20 protein-coding genes are annotated in these 21,441 nt (G+C 70.7%); 13 read left to right on the top strand and 7 right to left on the bottom strand.

From position 1 onward, the window contains the following. Nucleotides 1–19 precede the first annotated feature (19 nt). On the top strand, nt 20–1,516 hold the full coding sequence (locus OG417_RS00800; RefSeq protein WP_329248187.1) for a CU044_5270 family protein: 1,497 nt from the start codon (nt 20–22) through the stop codon (nt 1,514–1,516). Between the two features lie 91 nt (nt 1,517–1,607). Here OG417_RS00800 and OG417_RS00795 read toward each other — a convergent pair whose 3' ends face one another. Continuing rightward, entirely contained in the window at nt 1,608–2,321 is a 714-nt protein-coding gene (locus OG417_RS00795) for a Crp/Fnr family transcriptional regulator (protein ID WP_329248184.1), read from the bottom strand. A gap of 179 nt (nt 2,322–2,500) precedes the next feature. Here OG417_RS00795 and nth point away from each other — a divergent pair, with 179 nt between their 5' ends. From nth to OG417_RS00775, 4 genes are all read left to right on the top strand, one after another. After that, nucleotides 2,501–3,241 carry an endonuclease III gene (gene nth / locus OG417_RS00790; protein WP_329248182.1) on the top strand — a complete coding sequence of 247 codons (741 nt, stop codon included), beginning with the start codon at nt 2,501–2,503 and terminating at the stop codon, nt 3,239–3,241. Then, nucleotides 3,238–3,903 (top strand): NUDIX hydrolase, encoded by a 666-nt coding sequence (locus OG417_RS00785; protein ID WP_442875647.1) that lies wholly within the window; start codon nt 3,238–3,240, stop codon nt 3,901–3,903. The genes nth and OG417_RS00785 overlap by 4 nt, the downstream gene beginning before the upstream one ends. Nucleotides 3,904–3,984: 81 nt before the next feature. Continuing rightward, nucleotides 3,985–5,181, top strand: a complete 1,197-nt coding sequence (locus OG417_RS00780) for a MarP family serine protease (RefSeq protein WP_442875646.1) — start codon at nt 3,985–3,987, stop codon at nt 5,179–5,181. A gap of 34 nt (nt 5,182–5,215) precedes the next feature. After that, nucleotides 5,216–5,854 (top strand): class I SAM-dependent DNA methyltransferase, encoded by a 639-nt coding sequence (locus OG417_RS00775; RefSeq protein WP_329248179.1) that lies wholly within the window; start codon nt 5,216–5,218, stop codon nt 5,852–5,854. On the opposite strand, the gene OG417_RS00770 is transcribed toward OG417_RS00775, so the two are convergent. Both OG417_RS00770 and OG417_RS00765 read right to left on the bottom strand, forming a co-directional pair. Beyond that, a complete protein-coding gene (locus OG417_RS00770) occupies nt 5,851–6,039 on the bottom strand; it encodes a hypothetical protein (RefSeq protein ID WP_329248175.1) in 189 nt (62 codons plus the stop codon). The two genes, OG417_RS00775 and OG417_RS00770, sit on opposite strands and share 4 nt — an antisense overlap. Nucleotides 6,040–6,059: 20 nt before the next feature. Beyond that, nucleotides 6,060–6,494, bottom strand: coding sequence for a MarR family winged helix-turn-helix transcriptional regulator (locus OG417_RS00765; protein ID WP_329248172.1), 435 nt, complete (start codon nt 6,492–6,494; stop codon nt 6,060–6,062). A 285-nt stretch (nt 6,495–6,779) separates the two neighbouring features. On the opposite strand from OG417_RS00765, the gene OG417_RS00760 reads away from it, so the two are divergent. Beyond that, the gene (locus OG417_RS00760; RefSeq protein WP_329248170.1) at nt 6,780–7,691 is read left to right on the top strand and encodes a hypothetical protein; all 912 of its coding nucleotides are present in this window, start codon (nt 6,780–6,782) and stop codon (nt 7,689–7,691) included. On the opposite strand, the gene OG417_RS00755 is transcribed toward OG417_RS00760, so the two are convergent. The 4 genes from OG417_RS00755 to acs form a co-directional block, all read right to left on the bottom strand. Continuing rightward, nucleotides 7,684–8,205, bottom strand: a complete 522-nt coding sequence (locus OG417_RS00755; RefSeq protein WP_329248167.1) for a DUF309 domain-containing protein — start codon at nt 8,203–8,205, stop codon at nt 7,684–7,686. The two genes, OG417_RS00760 and OG417_RS00755, sit on opposite strands and share 8 nt — an antisense overlap. After that, nucleotides 8,205–9,122: an alpha/beta fold hydrolase gene (locus tag OG417_RS00750; protein ID WP_329248165.1), complete on the bottom strand. Its 918-nt coding sequence runs from the start codon at nt 9,120–9,122 to the stop codon at nt 8,205–8,207. Before OG417_RS00750 ends, OG417_RS00755 begins: the two co-directional genes overlap by 1 nt. Before the next feature lie 5 nt (nt 9,123–9,127). Next, nucleotides 9,128–9,559, bottom strand: a complete 432-nt coding sequence (locus tag OG417_RS00745) for a phage holin family protein (RefSeq protein ID WP_329248163.1) — start codon at nt 9,557–9,559, stop codon at nt 9,128–9,130. 289 nt (nt 9,560–9,848) lie between these two features. Further along, nucleotides 9,849–11,816 carry an acetate--CoA ligase gene (gene acs / locus OG417_RS00740; RefSeq protein WP_329248161.1) on the bottom strand — a complete coding sequence of 656 codons (1,968 nt, stop codon included), beginning with the start codon at nt 11,814–11,816 and terminating at the stop codon, nt 9,849–9,851. A gap of 142 nt (nt 11,817–11,958) precedes the next feature. Between acs and OG417_RS00735 the strand changes: the two genes are divergently transcribed. The 7 genes from OG417_RS00735 to OG417_RS00705 all read left to right on the top strand — a co-directional run bounded on the left by OG417_RS00735 (nt 11,959) and on the right by OG417_RS00705 (nt 21,428). After that, the gene (locus tag OG417_RS00735) at nt 11,959–12,741 is read left to right on the top strand and encodes an oxidoreductase (protein WP_329248158.1); all 783 of its coding nucleotides are present in this window, start codon (nt 11,959–11,961) and stop codon (nt 12,739–12,741) included. A gap of 1,609 nt (nt 12,742–14,350) precedes the next feature. Beyond that, a complete protein-coding gene (gene ssd, locus OG417_RS00730; RefSeq protein ID WP_329248155.1) occupies nt 14,351–15,427 on the top strand; it encodes a septum site-determining protein Ssd in 1,077 nt (358 codons plus the stop codon). 11 nt (nt 15,428–15,438) lie between these two features. Further along, nucleotides 15,439–15,633: a hypothetical protein gene (locus OG417_RS00725; protein WP_329248152.1), complete on the top strand. Its 195-nt coding sequence runs from the start codon at nt 15,439–15,441 to the stop codon at nt 15,631–15,633. A gap of 11 nt (nt 15,634–15,644) precedes the next feature. Beyond that, nucleotides 15,645–16,799 (top strand): TadA family conjugal transfer-associated ATPase, encoded by a 1,155-nt coding sequence (locus OG417_RS00720; RefSeq protein WP_329248149.1) that lies wholly within the window; start codon nt 15,645–15,647, stop codon nt 16,797–16,799. Continuing rightward, nucleotides 16,796–17,527 carry a type II secretion system F family protein gene (locus tag OG417_RS00715; protein ID WP_329248147.1) on the top strand — a complete coding sequence of 244 codons (732 nt, stop codon included), beginning with the start codon at nt 16,796–16,798 and terminating at the stop codon, nt 17,525–17,527. The genes OG417_RS00720 and OG417_RS00715 overlap by 4 nt, the downstream gene beginning before the upstream one ends. 1,526 nt (nt 17,528–19,053) lie before the next feature. After that, on the top strand, nt 19,054–19,794 hold the full coding sequence (locus OG417_RS00710; protein ID WP_329248144.1) for a type II secretion system F family protein: 741 nt from the start codon (nt 19,054–19,056) through the stop codon (nt 19,792–19,794). Between the two features lie 407 nt (nt 19,795–20,201). Beyond that, a complete protein-coding gene (locus OG417_RS00705) occupies nt 20,202–21,428 on the top strand; it encodes an IS110 family transposase (protein WP_329239396.1) in 1,227 nt (408 codons plus the stop codon). Nucleotides 21,429–21,441 lie beyond the last annotated feature (13 nt).

The following is a 21,441-nucleotide window of genomic DNA, read 5'->3' as shown; positions in this document are numbered from 1 at the left end:
GGGGTCCACGGAAGTAACGTTGCCCTGGCTTCTCGGCGTGGCCCGCAACCTGCTGCTCAAGCAGCGGGACAACGGCTTGCGGCGCCGTGCGCTGGTCGACCGGATCATCGCCCTGACCACGGGCGCGGACCTGGTGGCGTGGGACGTCGCGGATCACGTCGTCGAGCGGGACAGCGCGCTGGCCGCCATCGCGCGGCTCCCCGACGGCGACCTCGAACTGCTGTCGCTCGTCATGTGGCACGGCCTCGCCCCGCGGGAGGCCGCCCAGGTCGTCGGGTGTTCGACCGCGACGTTCTTCGTCCGCCTGCACCGCGCGCCGCCGCCTCACCAGAGCGATCGACAGCGCGCCCACGCCCCGTACCCACCGTCCCGCCTCCCGCGTCGCCGACCAGGCGAGCCGATGAGCTCTGGAGTTCCGATGAAGCAGCGCAACGCCGACGACATGTTCCGTACGCTCCGGCCGGCCGACCTGGACACGCTGGTCGCCGAGGCGCACGCTCGCCGCCGCGACCGGGATCTGGCCGCCGCGTGGGACGGCGCCGACCCGGCCGTTCTGGCACGCACGATGCGGCGCCGGATGCCGCGCCTGCTGGTGGCGACACTCGCCGCCGGGGCGGTCGCCGCCGCGGCGGCGGGCGTCATCGTCGCCACGGACGGGTCGGGCGGGCACGGCCGGCCCGCGCCCGTGCAGACCATGGACGCACGCTCGGTGCTCCTGGCCAGTGCCGACAGCGCCGCGAAGGCGCCGGCCACCACGGGCGCCTACTGGTACGTCCGTGAACGCGAGACCTCATTCCTGAGCCCCGTCAGCCTCTCCGCCGCGCAGAAGAGGGGGATCGCCAAGAAGCTTCCCAAGGGCGCGCCTGCGCGCAAGCTCCAGTCCCCGCCGCTCAGCGCGTACGTGTCCCAGACGGAGGACAGCTGGTCCGGCCGCGACCGCCACGACCGTACGATCACCGGGATCGACCGGGCGATCCGCTTCGCCTCACCGGCCGACAAGGCGAAGTGGCAGCGGCTGAGCGCCGGCGCCAAGCGGCGGTGGGGGCTGGACGAGTCCGAGAAGCCGCAGGTGGGAAACTACGACTTTTCAAAGGTGAAGCTCAGCGTCACCCAGCGCGACAAGACCGTTGACGCGCTGATGAGGCTGCCCGCCGACCCGGCCGCCCTGGATCGGACGCTGCGGGTCTGGTTCGGGCACGAGAACCGGTCGGCCGAACGGCACGACGGCGAGCCGTCGGGTGGCGACTTCACGCAGTACGTCTTCGGCGAGGCGCAGGACCTGCTCGCGGGACCGCTCACACCGGGCGCCCGGGCCGCGCTCTACCGCGTGCTCGCCGGGCAGCCGGGCATCCACTCCCTCGGCCCGGCCACCGACGCGTTGGGCCGTCGCGGCGTGACGCTCACCGCGGGATCGGCGGCCGAGGCCAGGGACGGTTCGGAGATCCGCCTGATCGTCGATCCGAGCACGGGCGGCTTCTCGCCCAGGAGTCCGGACGCCGCGGGTCGCCCGATCTGACCATGACGTACGAGGCGATGGGCTGGGTGAACACGCTCGGCGCCCGTCCCTGACGAGAGCGGAGGGCCGCCTGCACCGGGCGGCCCTGCCGTCAGCGGGAGCGCTTGCGGAGGCGTTCGATGTCGAGGACCTGCACGGCGCGGGCCTCGATGCGGAGCCAGCCGCGCTGGGCGAAGTCGGCCAGGGCCTTGTTGACCGTCTCGCGGGAGGCGCCGACGAGCTGGGCCAGCTCCTCCTGCGTCAGGTCGTGGTGGACGTGCAGGCCGGTCTCGGTCGGCTGGCCGAAGCGCTCGGCCAGGTCGAGCAGGGCCTTGGCGACCCGGCCCGGCACGTCGGTGAAGACCAGGTCGGCCATGATCTCGTTGGTGCGCCGCAGCCGCTGGGCCAGCGCGCGCAGGAGGTGGATGCCGATCTCGGGGTGGCCCTTGAGGAACGGCCACAGGTCGCTGTGGCTCAGCGCGGCCAGCCGCCCCTCGGTCACCGCGATCGCGCTCGCCGTACGGGGCCGCGGGTCGAACAGCGACAGCTCGCCGAACATCTCGCTCGGCCCCAACACGCTGAGAAGGTTCTCCCGGCCGTCGGGGGCCGTACGGGTAAGCTTGATCTTGCCTTCGAGGATGACGTAGAGGCGATCGCCCTCCTGGTCCTCGGAGAACAGCGTCTGACCACGTGACAGGTGCACCTCTGTGACCGTCGCGCGCAGCGCCTTCGATCCCTCTTCGTCGAGCGCCTCGAAGAGCGGCGCGCGGCCGAGCACCTCGACGTCGCGGTCGTTCACGTTTCCTCCTCGGTAACCTACGACCATAAGTGTGACGCACGTCGCAGTGTGAACGTGACGCGGCCCCCCTTTTACTCTCACGTTCCGTCCGCGCCGACCAGGGATTACCGTCATTCGGTTCGTACGGCCGCCCCTGCGGGCCCGCGGCACCGGCGCGATGCGGAACCGTGGTCGCGGCCCCGTCCCGACGCTCTACCCTGGCAGGCATGGCGACGGATGTGACCCCACGAGCGCGAGCCCGCAAGTGGCAGTCCGAGACGCGTCTGGGGCTCGTGCGGCGGGCGCGGAAGATCAACCGAGTGCTGGCCGAGACCTATCCCGACGCTCACTGCGAGTTGAACTTCGAGACCCCCTTCCAGCTGCTGGTCGCCACGGTGCTTTCGGCGCAGACCACCGACAAGCGGGTCAACCTGACGACTCCGGAGTTGTTCGCCAAGTACCCCACGCCTGAGGACCTGGCCGCCGCCGACCCCGAAGACGTCGAGGGCATCCTCAAGCCGACCGGGTTCTTCCGCGCCAAGACCAAGTCCGTCATGGGGCTGTCCGCGGCGATCCGTGACGACTTCGGCGGTGAGGTGCCCCGGACGCTCGAGGAGATGGTCAAGCTGCCCGGAGTGGGGCGCAAGACCGCCAACGTCGTGCTCGGCAACGCCTTCGACGTGCCCGGCATCACCGTCGACACGCACTTCTCCCGGCTGGTCAGGCGGTTCCGCTGGACCACCGAGACCGACCCGGTCAAGATCGAGTACGAGGTCGGCGAGCTGATCCCGCGTAAGGACTGGACGATCCTGTCGCACCGCCTGATCTGGCACGGCCGGCGGATCTGCCACGCGCGGCGCCCCGCCTGCGGTGCCTGCCCGCTCGCGCCGCTCTGCCCGTCGTTCGGCGAGGGGCCGACGGATGAGAAGACGGCGAGCAAGCTGGTCCGGCCGGGTCCGTTCTCGTGACCCGCGCGTTCGACGTCCCGGACTGCCCGGAGTGGCTGCGCGACTTCGTGGCCGCGGCGCCCGCCACCGAGGTGCCCGAGCAGCTGAGGCCGCCCGCCAACGGCGCGCGCGCCGCCGCGGTCCTCATCCTGTTCGGTGAGGGCCCGGAGGGTCCCGACCTGCTGCTCCTGCAGCGCGCCGACACGCTGCGCAAGCACGCCGGGCAGCCGGCCTTCCCGGGCGGCGGCATCGACCCCGGCGACGACGGACCGGTCGGCGCCGCGCTGCGCGAGGCCGCCGAGGAGACCGGCCTCGACCCCGGCGGCGTCGCCGTGCTGGCGACCATGCCCGAGCTGTACGTCTCCCACAGCGGCTACCGCGTGACCCCCGTGGTCGCCTGGTGGCGTGAGCCGTCCGCGATCGCCGCCGGAGACCCCGGAGAGGTCGCCTCGGTGGCCCGGGTGCCGATCTCCGAGCTCGCCGACCCGGTCAACCGGCTGCGGATCCGCGGTCCCTCCGGACATCTGGGGCCCGCCTTCCGCGCTCGTGGCATGCTCGTATGGGGATTCACCGCCGGGATCCTCCACCGCGTACTCCAGGTCGGAGGCTGGGAACTCCCATGGGACAAGAGCCGCGTCGAAGAGCTTCCGCCCGAGGTCATCAGGCTCGGCGAACGCGAGTAGTCCCGCATACGTACTCTGCCGGAGCGGATCTGGTCCGCCGAGGGGACGTGCGCGACGGCCTTTCCGCTATACGGTGAACCAGTGCTGGGCGATCACCTTCTCGATCTGATTCTTCTGGCGCTCGTCGTTCTGTTCGCGATCTCGGGCTACCGACAGGGCTTCATCGTCGGTTCGCTGAGTTTCGTGGGCTTCGTCGGCGGCGTCATCGTCGGCATGCTCATCGCGCCGCCGATCGTCAAGGCGGTCGTCGACGGCCCGGCCCAGCAGGCCCTGCTGGCCATCGTGATCCCGTTCCTCACCGCGACCCTGGGCCAGCTGCTGGCCTCCTCGGTCGGCTCGGCCCTGCGCAGCCGTGTGACGTGGGACTCCGCCCGCAGCGTCGACGCGGTCGGCGGCGCGTGCGTCAGCAGTGTCGCGGTCCTGATCGTCGCGTGGCTGATCGGCACCTCGCTGGTCACCTCGCCGTTCGTGTGGCCGCGCACGCAGGTCAAGGACTCCACCATCCTGCACGGCGTGAACGCCTTCATGCCCGACCAGGCCGAGACCTGGTTCTCCTCCTTCCGCGGGTTCGTCTCCAAGACCGGTTTCCCGCAGGTCTTCGGCGGGCTCGGCGGCGAGTCGATCGTCGACGTCCCGCCCCCGGACAACAAGATCCTCAACACACCCGAGCTGCGCCAGGCCCGCAAGAGCATCGTCAAGATCATCGGTACCGCCCGCAGCTGCCAGCGCAAGATCGAGGGCACCGGCTTCGTGTACGCCCCGGGCCGCGTGATGACCAACGCCCACGTGGTCGCCGGCGTCGACTCCAACCCCCGGGTGTTCACCATGGGCAGCGGCACGTTCAGCGGCCGGGTGGTGCTGTACGACTACAAGCGCGACGTGGCCGTCCTCGACGTGCCGGGCCTGTCCCTGCCGACGCTGAAGTTCGACGGCACGGCCCACACGCGCGACGACGCCGTGGTGGCCGGCTTCCCGAAAAACCACCCCTTCACCACCCGCCCGGCCCGCATCCGCGCGAAGCAGAAGGCACGCGGCCCGGACATCTACCACTCCGGCCAGGTCACCCGCGAGATCTACGCGATCCGGGCCCTGGTCGAGCAGGGCAACTCCGGCGGACCGCTCCTGGCCCCGAACGGCAAGGTCTACGGCGTCGTCTTCGCCGCCGCGCTGGACAACAAGGACACCGGCTACGTCCTGACCGCCGCCGAGGTGGCCCCCGACGCCCAGGCGGGCGTGAACGCGGTCAACGAGGTGTCCACCCAGTCCTGCTCCGACTGAACCCGGCTGAGAAGAACGAACTACCGTGTCGGGCATGAATCCCGAAGGCTGGTTGGCAGACGCCCGGAGGTCCTACGACACCGTCGCCACCAGCTATGCGGACCAGGTGCGCGATCTCCTGGACGAGACGCCGTACGAACGCTCGGTCCTGGCGCTGTTCGCCGACCTGGTGCGCACCATCGGCGGGGGGCCGGTCGCGGACGTGGGATGTGGGCCGGGAAGAATCACGGCCTACCTGCGTGAACTGGGCGTGGACACGTTCGGGATCGATCTGTCCCCCGCGATGATCGAGGTGGCTCGGCGTGATCATCCGGGCCTACGGTTCGAGATCGGTTCCATGACAGACCTCGATGTCGCCGACGCCTCTTTGGCCGGCCTGGTCGCCTGGTACTCACTGATCCACGTTCCCGACGACGAGATCGGCCTGGTCCTCGCGCACTTCCGGCGAGTGCTGCGGCCCGGTGGTCCGCTGCTACTCAGCTTCCACATCGGTGATGAGTCGTGGCTGAAGACACAGGGCTACGGAGGCCACCCGATGAACGTCCATGTCCATCGCCGCCAGCCGGGCCAAGTGGCCGCCTGGCTCAACGACGCCGGCTTCACGGTCGAGGCACAGATGACTCTCAGCTCAGCCGAGAGCGAGTTCGGGGGAATACTTTTCGCGCGTCGCTAGCCCATGCGGGACACGGCCGCCAACGCGGTGGCGATGCCGTACGGGGCCGGGTCGCAGGTCGCGATGCGGTCGGCGGCGCGGCGGAGCAGGAGCTGGGCGCCCTGGGCGTTGCCTCGCCGTACGTAGGTGAAGCCCACCACCAGGTGAGGGACGCGGGGCCGTGGCCCTCGGTGGCGTTGGCGCATGGCCGGCCTCGTCTTCGCCGTCAGGTGGTCTTCTCGGCGATTTTCGTCAGCGATGCGACGAGTTGTTCTCGTTCGGCGGGATCCAGCCAGCCGAAAAGGTCATTGCCCAGCGCGGCAGCGATCTTGTCGGCCTCGTGGGCGCGTTCCCGGCCTCGCGGAGTCAGTTGGATCGTGTAGGCGCGGCGATCGTGCTCGGTGCGGAGCCGGGAGGCCAGCCCAAGCCGTTCGAGCTCATCCAAGATCCGGACCATGGTCGACTTGTCCAGCCCCAGCCGTTGGCCGAGCTGCCGCTGGCTGATCGCTTCGTGCTGCGCCAGGGCCGTCAGCACGGCGAAGTGACGCGTCTCGATGCCCAGCGGCCGCAGCCCGTCCTGAAGCGCTCGCCGGGCGTTGTAGTGCGCGGCGGCCAACAGCATTCCGAGGGCCTGATCATCATCGCGCGGATCGCCGATCACCTCTCTAGTTTAGAGTATATGAGATAGTCTCAAGTGAGACTATCTCATCAGTCACTTTTGGCCGGGAAGGTGATGACCAAGACCGAACAGCCCCGGCTCCCGGAGTGCGATGGGCCGCCGAGCGGCAACTCGGCGGCCCATCTGATCCGGGAGACCTACACCCGGCCGGATCGGCCGGAGAAAACCACGCAGCGCACGAACCAGCGGTGGGCGCCAACCTACGCCGCGGGCACGTGTGGCCGCGTGCTGTCGCCGTACGTACTCCCAGGTAAAGGACAGCATCCCATGCCTCAGATCTCACTGAGCGGCCCCGACCGGCGCAACTGGCAGGTCGCCTTCGCGCTCTTCTGCGCCGTGGCCGCGGTACTGATCGGGCTCAGGTCCGACCCTCCCTACCCCCTTGTTCAGCGGACCGGTGTGGCCGGCTACACGCTTGTCGCGCTCTTGACGGCGGGCTGCGCATGGGCGCTCGACCGGCCGCGCTCGGCGGTAAGCGCCAGGAAGACCCTGATCCTTCTCCACCTCGTCTTCATCCCGCCGCAGTTCTTCTTCCTTCTCGCGCACAAGGTGCCGTTCGCCGGGATGCTGCTGTCCACAGTGATCGTGGCCCGGATGAAGCCGCGCTTCCCTCAGCTCAAGCGCCGGGCGCGCAAGGTGTGGCTGACGCTGCACGTTGGCATCAGCGTCGGCTGGCTGGGCCTGTCATTGGCGATGACGACCCTCGCCATCGCCGCGGCCACCGCCGACGACCACGTGATACGGCACGGCGCGTACGAACTCATGCACGTCTTCGACCTGGCCATCGTCATCCCGAGCGCGCTCGCGGCCATCCTCTCCGGCCTCGTGGTCTCCCTCGGGACACCCTGGGGGCTGATCAGGCATTGGTGGGTGCTGCTCAAGTTCGTCATCGCCGTGAGCCTGCCGGTCATCGCCACGGTGGAAAGCACCTGGATCGAGCAGCTTGAGAACCGCACCCAGGATCCGGCCGCCGAGCCCGGAGGCCTCGGCCTCACCTTGGTGATCTGCATGATCCTCTTCGTCGTCCTCCTGTGGACCGCCGTCACCCTGTCCATCTTCAAGACCGGAGGAAGGACCCGTTGGGGCCGGGCCGGCCAGGCGCGCCGCAGCGCCCAAGCGCATCCAACGGAGAACTCGGCGATCGAAACCGAGACGGTGCCAGGCCGACCGCTCAGGTAAGGCGCGGGGCGAGGTCGCGGTCGGTCACCGATCCCAGGCCGTCGCGTTCGATGCGGTCCGCGAGCGCGCGAGCCTCCTGGGCGAGGCGGACCGCCGCGACGTCGTGCGGCGCCGCCTCATACGGGGCGATGCGGTCGGCTGCGCGGCGGAGCAGAGACTGGGCGCCCTGGGCGTTGCCGCGCCGTACGTGGGTGAAGCCGACCGCCATCTGGGCCAGGCCCTTCCACAGCTCGCGCTCGGGGTCCGGGGCGGCCTTCCAGGCGGCCTCCAGCACCTCGTGGGCGTGGAACGGGCGGTCGGCGTCGAGCAGGCGCTGCGCCTCGGCCAGGGCCTCCTCCGGCGGCGCCGCGTAGTCGTCCGGCACCCGTTCCTCACCCTGCGCGCCGTGGGGGAGCGGGCGGCCGTACGCGTCTCGGGGGCGGGCGTTGCGGGCCCGGCCCGCCTCGTCGCGGTCGCGGGCGTCGCGGGCCCGGCCCGCCTCGTCGCGGGTCCGGCGTGTCTCGTCGCGGTTCATCAGCGGTCGGGCTCCGGGTCGGACAGCCAGCCGAGGAGCTCCTTGTCGAAGCTCTCGGGGCGTTCTTCGTGCGGGAAGTGTCCGGCGCCCTCGATCAGTTTCCAGCGGTACGGCGCCTCGACGTAGCGGCCCGAGCCCTGCGCGCTGCGCGGCAGCACCGTACGGTCGAGCGCGCCGTGCAGGTGGAGCACCGGTACGCGGATCGGGGCGCGCATGCGGCGGGAGTAGCGGATGCCGTCCGGGCGCAGGAGCGAGCGGATCGTCCAGCGGTGGTACTCCAGCGCGCAGTGGGCGACGGCCGGGATCTGGAAGGCCGTGCGGTACACCTCCTCGGTACGGGCGTCCGGCCAGCCCGGCCCCGACCAGTCGCGCAGCAGCTCACCCACGAGGGCGGCGTCGTCCTTGACCAGGCGTTTCTCGGGCGCGATCGGCAGCTGGAAGCCGAGCGCGTGGCGGGCCGCCCAGCCCTGGTGGCGCAGGTCGGTCAGCAGCGAGTGGCCCAGGCGCAGCGGATGAGGGGTCGAGACCGCGACGAGGCGCTGCACGACCTTGGGGTAGTAGACGCCCATCGTCCAGGCGAGCAGACCGCCCCAGTCGTGGCCGACGACCGTGGCGTTCGCCTCGCCGAGCGAGCGCACCAGCCCGGCGACGTCGCCCGCCAGCGTGACCAGGTCGTACCCGCGCGGTGGCTTGTCGCTCCCGCCGTACCCGCGCAGGTCGACGGCTGCCGCGCGGTAGCCCGCCGCGGCCAGCGTCTCCAGCTGCCGGTGCCAGGTCCACCAGAACTCCGGGAACCCGTGCGCGAGCAGGACCAGTGGCCCGTCGCCGAGCTCGGCGACGTGGAAGCGGGTGCCGCCCGCGCTCACCGACCGATGCCGCCAGGGGCCTTCGATCAGGACGGCGGATTCGTCGGACATGACGCCTACTCGGTGAGGGCGGGCTTGGACTCGTCGTTGCCTCGGCGCAGCATGGCGATGTCGTCCTTCATGGTGCGGCGTGTCCGGCTGACGCCGGTCATCTTCTTCATCCGCCACAGGCCGATCCCGATGAGGATCGCGGCGAGCACGACGTACGCGCCGGCGACGATGAGGAAGGCCGCCCAACCCCAGATGCCGGCCGTCATCAGAGCGAGCGCCGCGGCGATCGACACCAGGATCACCACGATGCCGCCGATGAGCCCCGCGACGGCGAACAGCGTGCTGCCGAGGGCGGCCTTCTTGGCGTCGTCCTTGAGCTCGAGCTTGGCCAGCTCGATCTCGGACTTGACCAGGCGGGAGACGCTCCCGGTGGCGATGGCGACCAGCTCGCCGAGCGACTTGTCCTCGAGCTGCCCGTCGGACCGTACCTCCGTCATGGTTCTCCTCCTCCGTACGGGACGACGTGTCCCCGGGCGCGGGCGACGGCGGCCGGAGTGATCAAAGCCTCAGTGATCAAAGCCTCAGTGATCGAAGCCTGAGTGATCGAAGACCGCCTCGTCAGAGGTTAGCCCTGTCCGGCGTCACGCGTCGTGACCATCCCTTTTCGGATTCCCCGTAACGGTGCCGCACACGCGCGGGAGGGCGCGGCCCACCGGCCACGCCCTCCCGTGTCGCGTACTGGCGGCCCGGGCCTAACACCCGGATCCCGGCCCGCCACCGGCGTGTCTAGTCCTCCTTCTGAGCCGGCAGCTTCTCCTTGATCAGGTCCATGACCGTGCTGTCCGTCAGGGTGGTGACGTCGCCCAGCGAACGGTGTTCGGCGACGTCGCGGAGCAGGCGGCGCATGATCTTGCCCGAGCGGGTCTTGGGCAGCTCGGGGACGATCATGATCTGGCGCGGCTTCGCGATCGGGCCGAGGTGCTTGGCCACGTGGTTGCGCAGCTCGGCGACCAGCGCCTCGCCGTCGTCCACGGTGTCGCCGCGCAGGATCACGAACGCGACGATCGCCTGGGTGGTCGTCGGGTCGGTCGCACCGACGACCGCGGCCTCGGCGACCTTCGGGTTGGAGACCAGCGCCGACTCGACCTCGGTCGTGGAGATGTTGTGTCCGGAGACGAGCATGACGTCGTCGACGCGGCCGAGCAACCACAGGTCGCCGTCCTCGTCCTTCTTCGCACCGTCGCCGGCGAAGTAGAGCCCGTCGAACCGGGACCAGTACGTCTTGACGTACCGCTCGTCGTCGCCCCAGATCGTCCGGAGCATCGACGGCCACGGCTCCTTGACCACGAGGAACCCGCCGCCGCCGTCCGGCACCGGCTTGCCCTGGTCGTCGACCACGTCGGCCTCGATGCCGGGCAGCGGGCGCATCGCGGCGCCGGGCTTGGCGTGCGTGACGCCCGGCAGCGGAGAGATCATCAGCGCGCCGGTCTCGGTCTGCCACCACGTGTCGACGACGGGGGTGCGGTCGCCGCCGATGTTCGTGCGGTACCAGACGTAGGCCTCGGGGTTGATCGGCTCACCGACCGAGCCGAGGAGCCGCAGCGAGGACAGGTCGTGCTCGGCCGGGATCTCCGCGCCCCACTTCATGAACGTGCGGATCGCGGTGGGCGCGCAGTACAGGATGGTGACCTTGTACTTCTCGACGATCTCCCACCAGCGGCCCTTGTGCGGCGTGTCGGGCGTGCCCTCGTACATCACGCTCGTCGCGCCGTTGGCCAGCGGTCCGTACACGATGTAGGAGTGCCCGGTCACCCAGCCGATGTCGGCCGCGGTCCAGAACACGTCGGTGTCGGGCTTGAGGTCGAAGACCGCGTGGTGGCTCCAGGAGACCTGGGTGAGGTAGCCGCCCGTGGTGTGCAGGATGCCCTTGGGACGTGCGGTCGTGCCCGAGGTGTACATGACGTAGAGCGGGTGCTCGGCGTCGTGCGGCTGGGCCTCGTGCTCCTCGCTCTGCCGGTCGACGAACTCGTGCCACCAGATGTCCTTGTCGTCGTTCCAGGCCACGTCCTGGCCGGTACGGCGGACGACGAGCACGTTGCGCACGTGGTCGAGGCCCTCGATCGCCTCGTCGACGGCGGGCTTGAGGGCGCTCGGGGCACCCCGGCGGTATCCGCCGTCGGCGGTGATCACGATGTGCGCGTCGCAGTCCTCGATGCGGTTGCGCAGCGCGTCGGAGGAGAAGCCGCCGAAGACCACGGTGTGCGGCGCGCCGAGCCGGGCGCAGGCCAGCATCGCGATCACGGTCTCCGGGATCATCGGCATGTAGATCGCGACGCGGTCGCCCTTGTTCACGCCCAGCTCGGTGAGGGCGTTGGCGGCCTTGCTGACCTCGCGCTTGAGGTCGGCGTACGTGATCGTCCGCGTGTCGCCGGGCTCGCCCTCCCAGTGGTAGGCGACCTTGTCACCGTTGCCCGCCTCGACGTGGCGGTCGACGCAGTTGTACGCGACGTTGAGCTGCCCGCCGGTGAACCACTTGGCGAACGGAGGGTTCGACCAGTCGAGCACGTTGTCCCATTTGGTGTTCCAGTGCAGCCGCTCCGCCTGCTTCTCCCAGAACGCCAGACGGTCGGCCGCCGCCTCGCCGTAGGCCGCCTCGGTGACGTTGGCTGCCGCGGCCAGCTCCGCGGGGGGAGCGAACCGCCGGCTCTCTTGAAGAAGGTTGGACAGGGTTTCGGTTGGGGGTTCCTGCGCCACGGTGCGCTCCTTCAGCCAATGGGTGAGTCGGTGGTCTATCTAGCCACTCCAGCAGTTCTACGCCGGTGGTGACAAGGGGCAGCGGCCCGCGTCACCGGGCCCCGCGCAGGGTACCCGCTGACCGCCGATTAGGGTCATCCGAATGAACGACCCATTTGCCCATGTCGCGGCGTTGTCCGGGGTTTCCGAGGCCGTCGCCTCGGCGCGGGAGGCGGTGGACCGGTTGCTCGGTCATCGAATCCTACGGCGGCGGAGCGCGGAGGTCTCGGCGGAGTCGGCCCTGCGCGGTGCACGCGCGTCCGCGGAGCTGGAGGGTGCGCCGGCGCCGCTCGAGGACGTACGGGCGGGGCTGGTGGACGATCCGGTGGTCCAGGGGGCGCTGCGGGTGTCGGCGTCGCTGGGGTCGCTGGCGCCGACGTGGCGGGTGGCGCCGCGCCAGGCCCTGGCGCGGCTGCATGTCCTGGCCGTCTCCGGCTCCGACGCGGGGGAGCTGGGGCGTCCCCGTGCGTCGCTCGAGGCCACGGACCCGCTGGCGCTGGGGTCACCGCCGTCGCCGTCGGAGGTCGCGGACCGGCTGTCGTCGCTGAGCGACCTCCTGACGGCGCCGACCGAGGCTCCGGCGCTGGTGGTCGCCGCCGTCGCCGAAGGGGAGCTGCTGGCGCTGCGGCCGTTCGGCTCGGCGGACGGTCTGGTGGCGCGGGCGGCGGCACGGCTGACGCTGATCGACCGGGGTTTGGACCCGAAGTCGCTGGCGGCACCGGAAGTGGGGCATGTGGAACTCGGATCCGCTTATGGCGAAGCGATCCGCGCCTATGTCTCGGGCACTCCGTCGGGGGTGGCGCAATGGGTGCGTCACTGCGCGGAGGCGACCGCACTTGGTGCCCGGGATGCCTTGGCGGTTTGCGAGGCATTCACACGCAGATGAGCTTAATGCCCGAATTTACGAAATTGAGAGTGCAAGCAAAGCGAGCGGCGTTCCCGTGGGAACGTCGCTCGCCGTCACGTCAGACCGGGTTACCAAGCGTGCACCTTCATCAGTCGGACCGGGTCAAGCCCGTCTCGACACGCCTACCGCGGCTGGTCGCGCGTGGGTGCCCGGCTGCCGTGCTCGGACTATACGTCCTTGTCACCTGTCTACGCCGAATTCCCGCAGATGACAAGCCCTGTACGGTGGGTCCGGCACGGGGGCCTTCGCCGGATGTCCGCCGTGTTGATGTCCCGTGGGGGTGGAAGGGGCGTGTCGTTCCCGCCATCAGGTCAAGCGGTTACCTAGAGTGATCTATGTTCCGCCTGGTTCGGTCAAGCCGCGTTCAGAACCGACGCGCACTCGGCCGCTACGCTGCGGAACTCGCGGTCGGTGTTCACGCTGTGACACAGGTGGTGTATGTCCGAATATGTCATGGGGACGGTGCCCTGGAGGCTTCTTGAAATAGAACGCCTCTCGACGCAACGGACGGTGATGGGGCAACATATGTCGAATCTGCATACACTGGGGAAGCTAGGTATACGTTCTTGCTGACGATGGCCTGTCTTCCGATTTAGGTTGGCTAACAGACTTCCCTCGGAAAAACGGGACCGGCTCTACCCCCCCAGAGCCGGACCGTACGGCGACCCCCGCTCTCCCCCCCGGCGGGGGTCGCCTTGTTTTCGCAGGCCGTGCGGTGTTCCACGCCTTTTTCTCACCGGTCATTCCGGCCGCGGCGGCTCGTCCGCGCGGTGTCGCGGGCCGCTGACCGCCTGTGGCCACGCCCGGCGCCCGGACGTTGTCCGGACTGCACAACCGGGCGCGGCGGCTGGGCCGGTTCGTACCACGCGGGATGGGCGACCGGCTTCCTAGCCTGATGCTCATGGAGCTTGCGGTCGCGCTGAACCGAGGGCGCGGGAGAGCCCTGCAGGCGATGCGGATGGCCTGGCCGGACGGCTCGACACGGCTGATCCAGGCGGCAGGCAGGCGGCTCGGTCCGGGACCAGGTCGTGCGGGAGACGCCGGTCGTACGGGACGTAGAGCGCGTTCCGTACGACCTCCGGGGGAGGTTCCGTCGCCGCAGGTTGGCGCGTTCAGCCGGTCGCCCTCGGGCAGTACGGACCCCGTCGTGTGGCGTATCGGCCTGTGGGGTGGCGTATCGGCCTGTGGGGTGGCGTATCGGCCTGTGGGGTGGCGTATCGGCCTGTGGGGTGGCGTATCGGCCTGTGGGGTGGCGTATCGGCCTGTGGGGTGGCGTATCGGCCTGTGGGGTGGCGTATCGGCCTGTGGGGTGGCGTACCGGCCCGTCGGGCGGCGTACCGGCCCGTGGGGTGGCGGCCCGGTCCGCCGGGTGGCGATCCGGCCCGTCGGGTGGCGGCCCGGCTCATTGGGTGGCCTACCGGCCCATCGGGCGGTGTGCCGACCATCGCGCGGCGCCCGGTCCAGCCGTCGGGCAGCGTACAGAGGGCACCGCCCCGCTCTCTGAAGTTATCCACAACCTGTGGACGGGGGCTTTCGCGGTTTCACCTCGCGGGCGCATCGTTGACCTCGCCGAACCGAGGGGGATGCCATGTCAGCCGCCGTTCTGATCGTCTCCGGCGACAGCGAGCTGGTCGATGACCTGCTCCGGCTCGCCGCAGCCGCCGACGTCGAGGCCCGCGTCGCCGCCGACGCCCTGGCCGCCCGGTCGGCGTGGCGCGACGCCGCGCTCGTCGTCGCCGGCCCCGACCTGGTCGCCGAGCTGGCCGACTGCGCCCCGCCGCGCCGACCGGGCGTCATCCTGGCGACCGCCGATCCGAACGGCGAGAGCGTCTACCGCCTCGCCGTCGACATCGGCGCACAAGACGTCGCCGCTCTCCCGGAGGCGGAGACCTGGCTGGTCGAACGCATGGCCGCCGCCACCGAGCCATCCCTGTCCGGCGCGACCACGATCGCCGTCATGGGCGGCCGTGGGGGCGCCGGCGCCAGCGTGCTCGCGGCGGCCCTGGCGAGTTCCGCCGCGAAACGCGGGCTTCGCACCCTGCTCGTCGACGGCGACCCGCTCGGCGGCGGCATCGACCTGGTCCTGGGCGCCGAACGCGTTCCCGGAGCCCGCTGGTCCGACTACGCCGAGCGCCGGGGCCGCCTGAGCAGCACCGCACTGCACGACTCGTTACCGGCGCGCGGGGGCCTCGCCATCCTCTCGTGGCACCGCGGAGCCGTCGAACCGGTCGCCCCCGAGACCATGCGATCGGTCCTCGACGCCGCCGTGCGAGGTTTCGACCTGGTCGTCACGGATCTGCCCCGCCAGCTCACCGAGGCGAGCGCCGAGGCCCTGGCCGCCGCCGACATGACGCTGATCGTCGTTCCCGCCGAGGTCCGCGCCGCGGTGGCCGCCGACCGCGTCGCCGACCAGGCCCGCCGCTACACCCGAGACCTCCGCCTCGTCGTGCGCGGCCCCGCGCCCGGCGGTCTCAAGCCCGACGTCATCGCCGAGTCGCTGCGGCTACCGCTGGCCGGCGTCATGTCCGCCGACCGGCACCTGCCCACCGCCATCGAACGCGGCGAGTCACCGGGCACCGGCGGTCCGCTCAACGCGTTCTGCGCCCGTTTCCTGGGCGGTCTCCCCACGGCTCGCCGCCCGCGCGTCCATGACCAGGCTTGTTGAGGGAGCGCCCGATGAACGATCTCACCGATGCCGTACGTGCCCGTCTTATCGGTTCGGGCGTGCAGCCGATCGCTGCCCAGGTGGCCGCCGCTATCGAAGGCGGCGAGTCACCGGGTAATGGCGGTCCGCTCAACGCGTTCTGCGCCCGTTTCCTGGGCGGTCTCCCCACGGCTCGCCGCCCGCGCGTTCACGATCAGGCTTGTTGAGGGAGCGCCCGATGAACGATCTCACCGATGCCGTACGTGCCCGTCTTATCGGTACTGGCGTGCAGCCGACCGCTGCCCAGGTGGCCGCCGCCTTACGCGCCGAAGGCCGCATGCTGGGCGACACCGAGATCCTTTCCCTGGCCGACGAGGTACGCGCCGACCTGGTCGGGGCCGGACCACTCGAACCCCTCCTGCGCGATCCCGGCGTCACCGACGTCCTGGTCAACGGCCCCGGCGAGGTTTGGGTCGACGCGGGCGAGGGCCTCCGCCTGACCCAGGTGCGCTTCGCCGACGAGCCCGCCGTACGACGCCTGGCCCAGCGCCTGGCCGCCCTGGCCGGACGCCGCCTGGACGACACCGCCCCGTACGCCGACGCCCGCCTGCCCGGAGGTGTACGCCTGCACGCGGTCTTGCCACCGATCGCGTCCGCCGGCACGACGCTGTCCCTGAGGCTTCCGAGGCGTAGGGCCTTCACCCTCGATGAACTGGTGGCGGCCGGCGCGGTCCCCGCAGCGGGAGCCGCCCTACTCGGCGGCCTCGTGGCCGCTCGTGTCGCGTTTTTGGTCACCGGTGGTACAGGTTCAGGCAAAACGACGGTCCTGTCGTCCTTGCTCTCTCGGGCCGATCCAGGCGAGCGCATCATCCTGGTCGAGGACTCCGCCGAACTCCGCCCCGCCCACCCACACGTGGTCACTCTCGAGGCCCGCCCGCCCAACGTCGAGGGCGCCGGCGGCGTAACCCTCCACGACCTCGTACGCCAGGCGCTACGCATGCGCCCCGACCGTCTCGTCGTCGGAGAGGTACGCGGCCGCGAGGTGGTCGACCTGCTGAGCGCGTTGAACACCGGTCACGAGGGCGGCTGCGCCACCGTCCACGCGAACACCCCGGCCGATGTCCCCGCCCGCCTGGAGGCCCTGGCCTGCACGGCCGGCCTCACCCGCGACGCCGTGCACAGCCAACTCGCCGCCGCGTTGGACGTGGTGGTCCATCTGGTACGGGAGTCTCCGGGCGGTCGGCGTCGTGTGGCGGAGATCTGTGTGTTCGAGCGTGCTCAGAGCGGTTTGGTGGAGGTCGTCCCGGCAGTGTTGTTCGGCTCGGACGGCGGCATCACCCACGGCCCGGGCATGCCCACCTTGCAGGCCCGTCTCGCGGGACGCACTCGGTGATCGTGTTGGCGGCTGCGGCGTGCGTGTTCGTCTCGGTGTGGGTGCTGTCCCTGCCGTCCCCGGCGACGTTCCGCCTGACGGCGGTGCTCGGACCGGGGTCGCCGGGTGCCGCCGGGCCGACCCTGGGCGTCCGAATCGCCCAGCTCCGCCGTGCGGCCGGCTCCCTGACCGGCCGCCGAAAACGGCTGGCCGCCCGGCGCAGTGCCGTCATCGAACTCTGCGACGCCATCGCGACCGAGCTCGCCGCCGGCCGCCCGGCGGCCACCGCCCTTACCTGCGCGGCCGAAACCCTCCACGACCTGCCGGGCCTGAACGCGGTGGTCGACGCGGCCCGGAATGGAGACGACGTGCCCGCGGCACTGATCCGAGCCTCGGACGTGCGAGGCAACGAGGCCTTACGCCTCCTCGCCGGCTGCTGGCGCATCGGCGTCGACCGTGGCGGCATGCTCGCCGCCGTCATCGACGGCCTGGCCGACTCCCTCCGCGACGAACAGTCCCACCGCGACGAGATCGCCCTGCAATTGGCGGGCCCACGCGCCACCGCCCGGCTCCTGGCGGTCCTACCGGCGCTCGGTCTGGCGATGGCCGCCGCGTTGGGCGCGAAGCCGTGGGAGTTCCTCTTCGGCTCGCTGCCGGGTGCCCTGTGCCTCTGTCTGGGAGCCGCACTCGATGCCCTGGGCCTGTGGTGGACCTCCCACCTGGCCACGTCAGCGGAGCACCTCCAATGACCACCGCAAAAACAGGAACACGCCACCAACCCAAACCAGCCCATCGGCACGAGCGTCACGCGGCACCACGCTGGCGCGAGCGTCACGTCGACGCGAGCGTGCACATCGGCGCCGGCGGGAACAGTGGCGCGCCAGCGGGACCCGTGGCGCGGGCGGGACTCGTGGCGCGTGTCGAAACCCGCGGGGCGGGCGGGACCCGTGGCGCGGGCGGGAGGCTGGCGCGGGCGGGACCCTTGGCGCTGGCGGGAGCCGTGGCGCGACGACATCGCCTGCAACCGGCGGGCCCGCCGGTCACCGCCCGGTTCCTGGCGGCCTTGCCGGCGTTCGGTTTAGCGATGGCCGCCGCGTTGGGTGCGAGGCCGTGGAAGTTTCTGGGCCCGCCGGTCACCGCCCGGTTCCTGGCGGCCTTGCCGGCGTTCGGTCTGGCGATGGCCGCCGCGTTGGGTGCGAGGCCATGGAGTTTCTGGGCCCACGCGCCACCGCCCGGCTGCTGGCCGTTCTACCCGCGTTTGGCCCGGCGATGGCCGCCGCGTTGGGTGCGAAGCCGTGGGAGTTCCTGTTCGGCTCGCTGCCGGGTGCCCTGTGTCTCTGTCTGGGCGCCGCACTCGACGTCTTGGGCCTGTGGTGGACCCTCACCTGGCCACGTCAGCGGAGCACCTCCAATGACCACCGGAAACAACACGTCCACCAACGCAGGCCTGACCGCTGGCACGAGCGCGCCTGTCGGCGCGGGCCTGCACACTGGCACGAGCGTCACCTTGGCGCGAGCGTGCACGGTGGCACGAACGGGAACCGCGGCGCGCACGACGTCGCCCTGGAGTTCCTGTTCGGCTCGCTGCCGGGTGCCCTGTGCCTCTGCCTGGGCGCCGCACTCGACGTCTTGGGCCTGTGGTGGACCCCTCACCTGGCCGCGCAATGGCCACCGGAACAGAACGAATACGCCCACCAACACCAGCCTGTCCGCTGGCACGAGCTGCGTGTCGGCACGAGTGTGCTCGGCGGGGCGCGAGCCTGCACGGCGGGGCGAACGGGAACCGCAACACGAGCGGGAACAGCGGTGCCTACGAGCGCGGCAGTGCCGACGGAGCGGCGGGAGAAACGGAAGCCGCGGGACCCGCGGAAGCGGCGAAGCGAAGGAGAACGGCTGTGCGAACGGGAACCACGGCATCGCGAGACTATGGCATGGCCGTCGCGGCTCCTCGTGAGTGGCCAGGGTGCTTGCCGTCATCGTCCTGGGGCGTCGGCCCCTGGCCCGTACAGGCCCGCACCGGCCGCGGCGCCTCATCCTCACGACGGGTCGTCTCCTTCCGCCACTGTCGCCACTTCCGCCGAGTACGCCGCCTGCTCCTGAACCCGTTCCGCCGTACCGGCTCCCGACAGCTGGGCGTCCGGCCGTTTGCCGCCAGAGTCGGTCCGCGGCGGTCGTGGCCGGGGTTGTTCGGCGGCGCAGGCGTTCGACGCCGGAGCCTTCGGCCGGGGGGCGACGGAGGCGGCTGGCAGGCGGGCGTGTTCCAGAAAGTCGAGTGATGACAATGCTGACGATGCTGCTGGCCGTACTCTGCTGCGGCGTCGCAGGTTTCCTGGTCGTACCCGGCAATGAGGCCACAAGGCGACTGACCAAGATTCTCCTTGCCCCGCCTGAGGTCGCCGCTCAGCGCGGCAAGCGAGACACGCATATGCGCTGGGCCGTCGGCGGCCTGGCCGGATTCGTCTCTGGCCTGCTGATAGGTGGAGTGGCGGGCTGGACGGCCGGCGTGCTGATCACCGTGGGATGCATACGCGTGCTCTCCCGCCTCGAACCTCGAGCCGTGAGACAGCGCCGAGCCCGGATCATCGCCGAACTCCCCCTGACGATCGATCTGCTCGCCGCGTGCCTACGCGGTGGCGGGGCATGGCACGCGTCGGTAGAGGCCGTTGCGGAGGCGGTAGGCGGTCCTCTCGGCGAAGCGCTGGCACGTGTAGCGGCCCGTATCCGCCTGGGCGCCGACCCGGCCCAGGAGTGGCTCAACCTCGCGGACGACCCCGCACTGGCCCCTCTGGGCCGAGTCGCCGCGAGAGCCGCCACCGGAGGTGCCCCCGTTGCCGCGACCCTGGCCCGCCTGGCCCGCGACCAACGCCGCACCGCCCGCGCCGCGGCCTCCGCCCGCGCCCGGACCGCCGGCATCCGCGCGGTCGCCCCGCTGGGCCTGTGTTTCCTCCCCGCCTTCATCATCCTGGGGATCGTTCCCGCCATCGCCGGCATGGCCCGCAACGTGCTGATCCCCTGAGCCCTCCACCCGAGGACCCCATACGAGCCGATCACGGACGTTTAGCACAGTGCGGTGTTGACCGGCCACGTCATCGCGAGTCTGCTGACCAACCTGCTCACCAGATTCGCGGTCGTGAGGGGGCCCCGCACCATGCCAGACCCGGGTGAGGGTGCCCCTAATGGGAGGTGCCGGGTGAGTTTGTGGGACAGACTCGGTGCCTGGTAGCCGCTGGTGGGTGAGCACTCGGTGCCCCTGGACCGTTGTTGAGTCCTGGTGTGAGATCGTGCCCTCGCTGGTGGTCGGGAGCCGGACCGCTGATGGGGTGTCGTGCCCGCCGGTTGGCGTGAGCACTGGTCCATTAGGCCGCCGGTGGGCTCTCGCGGGCTGCTGATCTGGATCGATACCCCCGATGGAGCGGAGCGGCGATGTTGTTCGTCGGAGATGACTGGGCCGAAGATCACCATGATGTGGAGGTTCAGGACGGCTCGGGCCGGGCGCTGAGGAAGGCCCGGCTGCCCGAGGGTGTGGCGGGGGTGTCTGGTCTGCATGAACTCCTCGCGGCCCTCCTGCCCGATGACGGTGACCCCTCGCAGGTGGTGGTGTGTATCGAGACCGACCGGGGCCCGTGGGTACGGGCGCTGATCGCGGCCGGCTACCAGGTGTATGGGGTGAACCCCAAGGTCGCCGCCCGGCACCGGGAGATCGTGTCGGTCTCCGGCGCCAAGAGCGACAAGGCCGACGCGAGCTCCCTGGCCGACATGGCCCGGACCCGCCGTCACCAGCTCCGCCAGGTCGCCGCCGACTCCGGCATCGCCGAGGCGGTCAAGGTCTTGGCCCGTGCGCATCAGACGCTGATCTGGGAACGGACCCGGCACATGCTCCGGTTACGGGCCGCGCTGCGCGAGTACTTCCCGGCCGCACTGATGGCCTACAAAGACCTGGGGCTGACCGCCGCCGACACCCTGGAGCTGCTGGCGGCGGCCCCCACCCCACAGGCGGCCGCCGAACTCGGCCCACAGGCGATCACCGCAGCGCTCACCGGCCGCCGCCGTGACATCACGGCCAAGGCAAAGGCGATCCACGACGCGCTGAGCACCCCACACCTGGATCAAAGCCCCATCATCACCGCGGCCTACGCCGCGACGACACGGGCGACCGTGGCGGTCCTGCAGACCCTCACCAGCGAGATCAAGGCAATGGAAGAGCAGGTCGAGGCCTATTTTGGCCGGCACCCGGACGCTGAGATCTACCTATCCCAGCCTGGTCTGGGCCCCATCCTCAGCGCCCGGGTACTCGCAGAGTTCGGCGACGCCGACGGACGCTACGCAGACGCCAAGTCCCGCAAGAACTACGCCGGCACCAGCCCGATCACCCGCCAATCCGGCAAGTCCAAAACCGTCCACGCCCGCTTCGTCCACAACGACCGTCTCCTCGACGCCCTCCACATGCAGGCATCCTGCGCGATCTTGCACGACACCGGATGCCGCGCCTACTACGACGAGCTCCGCACACGCGGCACCAGCCACAACGCCGCCCTCCGCCAACTCGGCAACCGACTCGTCGGCATCCTGCACGGCTGCCTGAAGACCAGCACCCCCTACAACCCGGCCACCGCATGGGCACACCGAGTCCACCACAACACCGCCGCTTGACACCCCCAGCTCC

The organism is Actinoallomurus sp. NBC_01490 (assembly GCF_036227085.1).
GTDB lineage: Bacteria > Actinomycetota > Actinomycetes > Streptosporangiales > Streptosporangiaceae > Actinoallomurus > Actinoallomurus oryzae.
Note: the sequence above shows the minus strand (reverse complement) of the source record. Positions and strands in the feature narration are given on the sequence as shown.

Excerpts from the sequence above, each read along its gene's own strand:
- OG417_RS00775 (WP_329248179.1), top strand. The coding sequence starts at position 5,216 with ATGAATCCCGAAGGCTGGTTGGCAGACGCCCGGAGGTCCTACGACACC.
- OG417_RS00710 (WP_329248144.1), top strand. The coding sequence starts at position 19,054 with ATGACAATGCTGACGATGCTGCTGGCCGTACTCTGCTGCGGCGTCGCA.
- OG417_RS00735 (WP_329248158.1), top strand. The coding sequence starts at position 11,959 with ATGAACGACCCATTTGCCCATGTCGCGGCGTTGTCCGGGGTTTCCGAG.
- ssd (WP_329248155.1), top strand. The coding sequence starts at position 14,351 with ATGTCAGCCGCCGTTCTGATCGTCTCCGGCGACAGCGAGCTGGTCGAT.
- OG417_RS00745 (WP_329248163.1), bottom strand. The coding sequence starts at position 9,559 with ATGACGGAGGTACGGTCCGACGGGCAGCTCGAGGACAAGTCGCTCGGC.
- OG417_RS00755 (WP_329248167.1), bottom strand. The coding sequence starts at position 8,205 with ATGAACCGCGACGAGACACGCCGGACCCGCGACGAGGCGGGCCGGGCC.
- OG417_RS00795 (WP_329248184.1), bottom strand. The coding sequence starts at position 2,321 with ATGGTCGTAGGTTACCGAGGAGGAAACGTGAACGACCGCGACGTCGAG.
- nth (WP_329248182.1), top strand. The coding sequence starts at position 2,501 with ATGGCGACGGATGTGACCCCACGAGCGCGAGCCCGCAAGTGGCAGTCC.
- OG417_RS00705 (WP_329239396.1), top strand. The coding sequence starts at position 20,202 with ATGTTGTTCGTCGGAGATGACTGGGCCGAAGATCACCATGATGTGGAG.
- OG417_RS00725 (WP_329248152.1), top strand. The coding sequence starts at position 15,439 with ATGAACGATCTCACCGATGCCGTACGTGCCCGTCTTATCGGTTCGGGC.
- OG417_RS00770 (WP_329248175.1), bottom strand. The coding sequence starts at position 6,039 with ATGCGCCAACGCCACCGAGGGCCACGGCCCCGCGTCCCTCACCTGGTG.
- OG417_RS00760 (WP_329248170.1), top strand. The coding sequence starts at position 6,780 with ATGCCTCAGATCTCACTGAGCGGCCCCGACCGGCGCAACTGGCAGGTC.
- OG417_RS00750 (WP_329248165.1), bottom strand. The coding sequence starts at position 9,122 with ATGTCCGACGAATCCGCCGTCCTGATCGAAGGCCCCTGGCGGCATCGG.
- OG417_RS00720 (WP_329248149.1), top strand. The coding sequence starts at position 15,645 with ATGAACGATCTCACCGATGCCGTACGTGCCCGTCTTATCGGTACTGGC.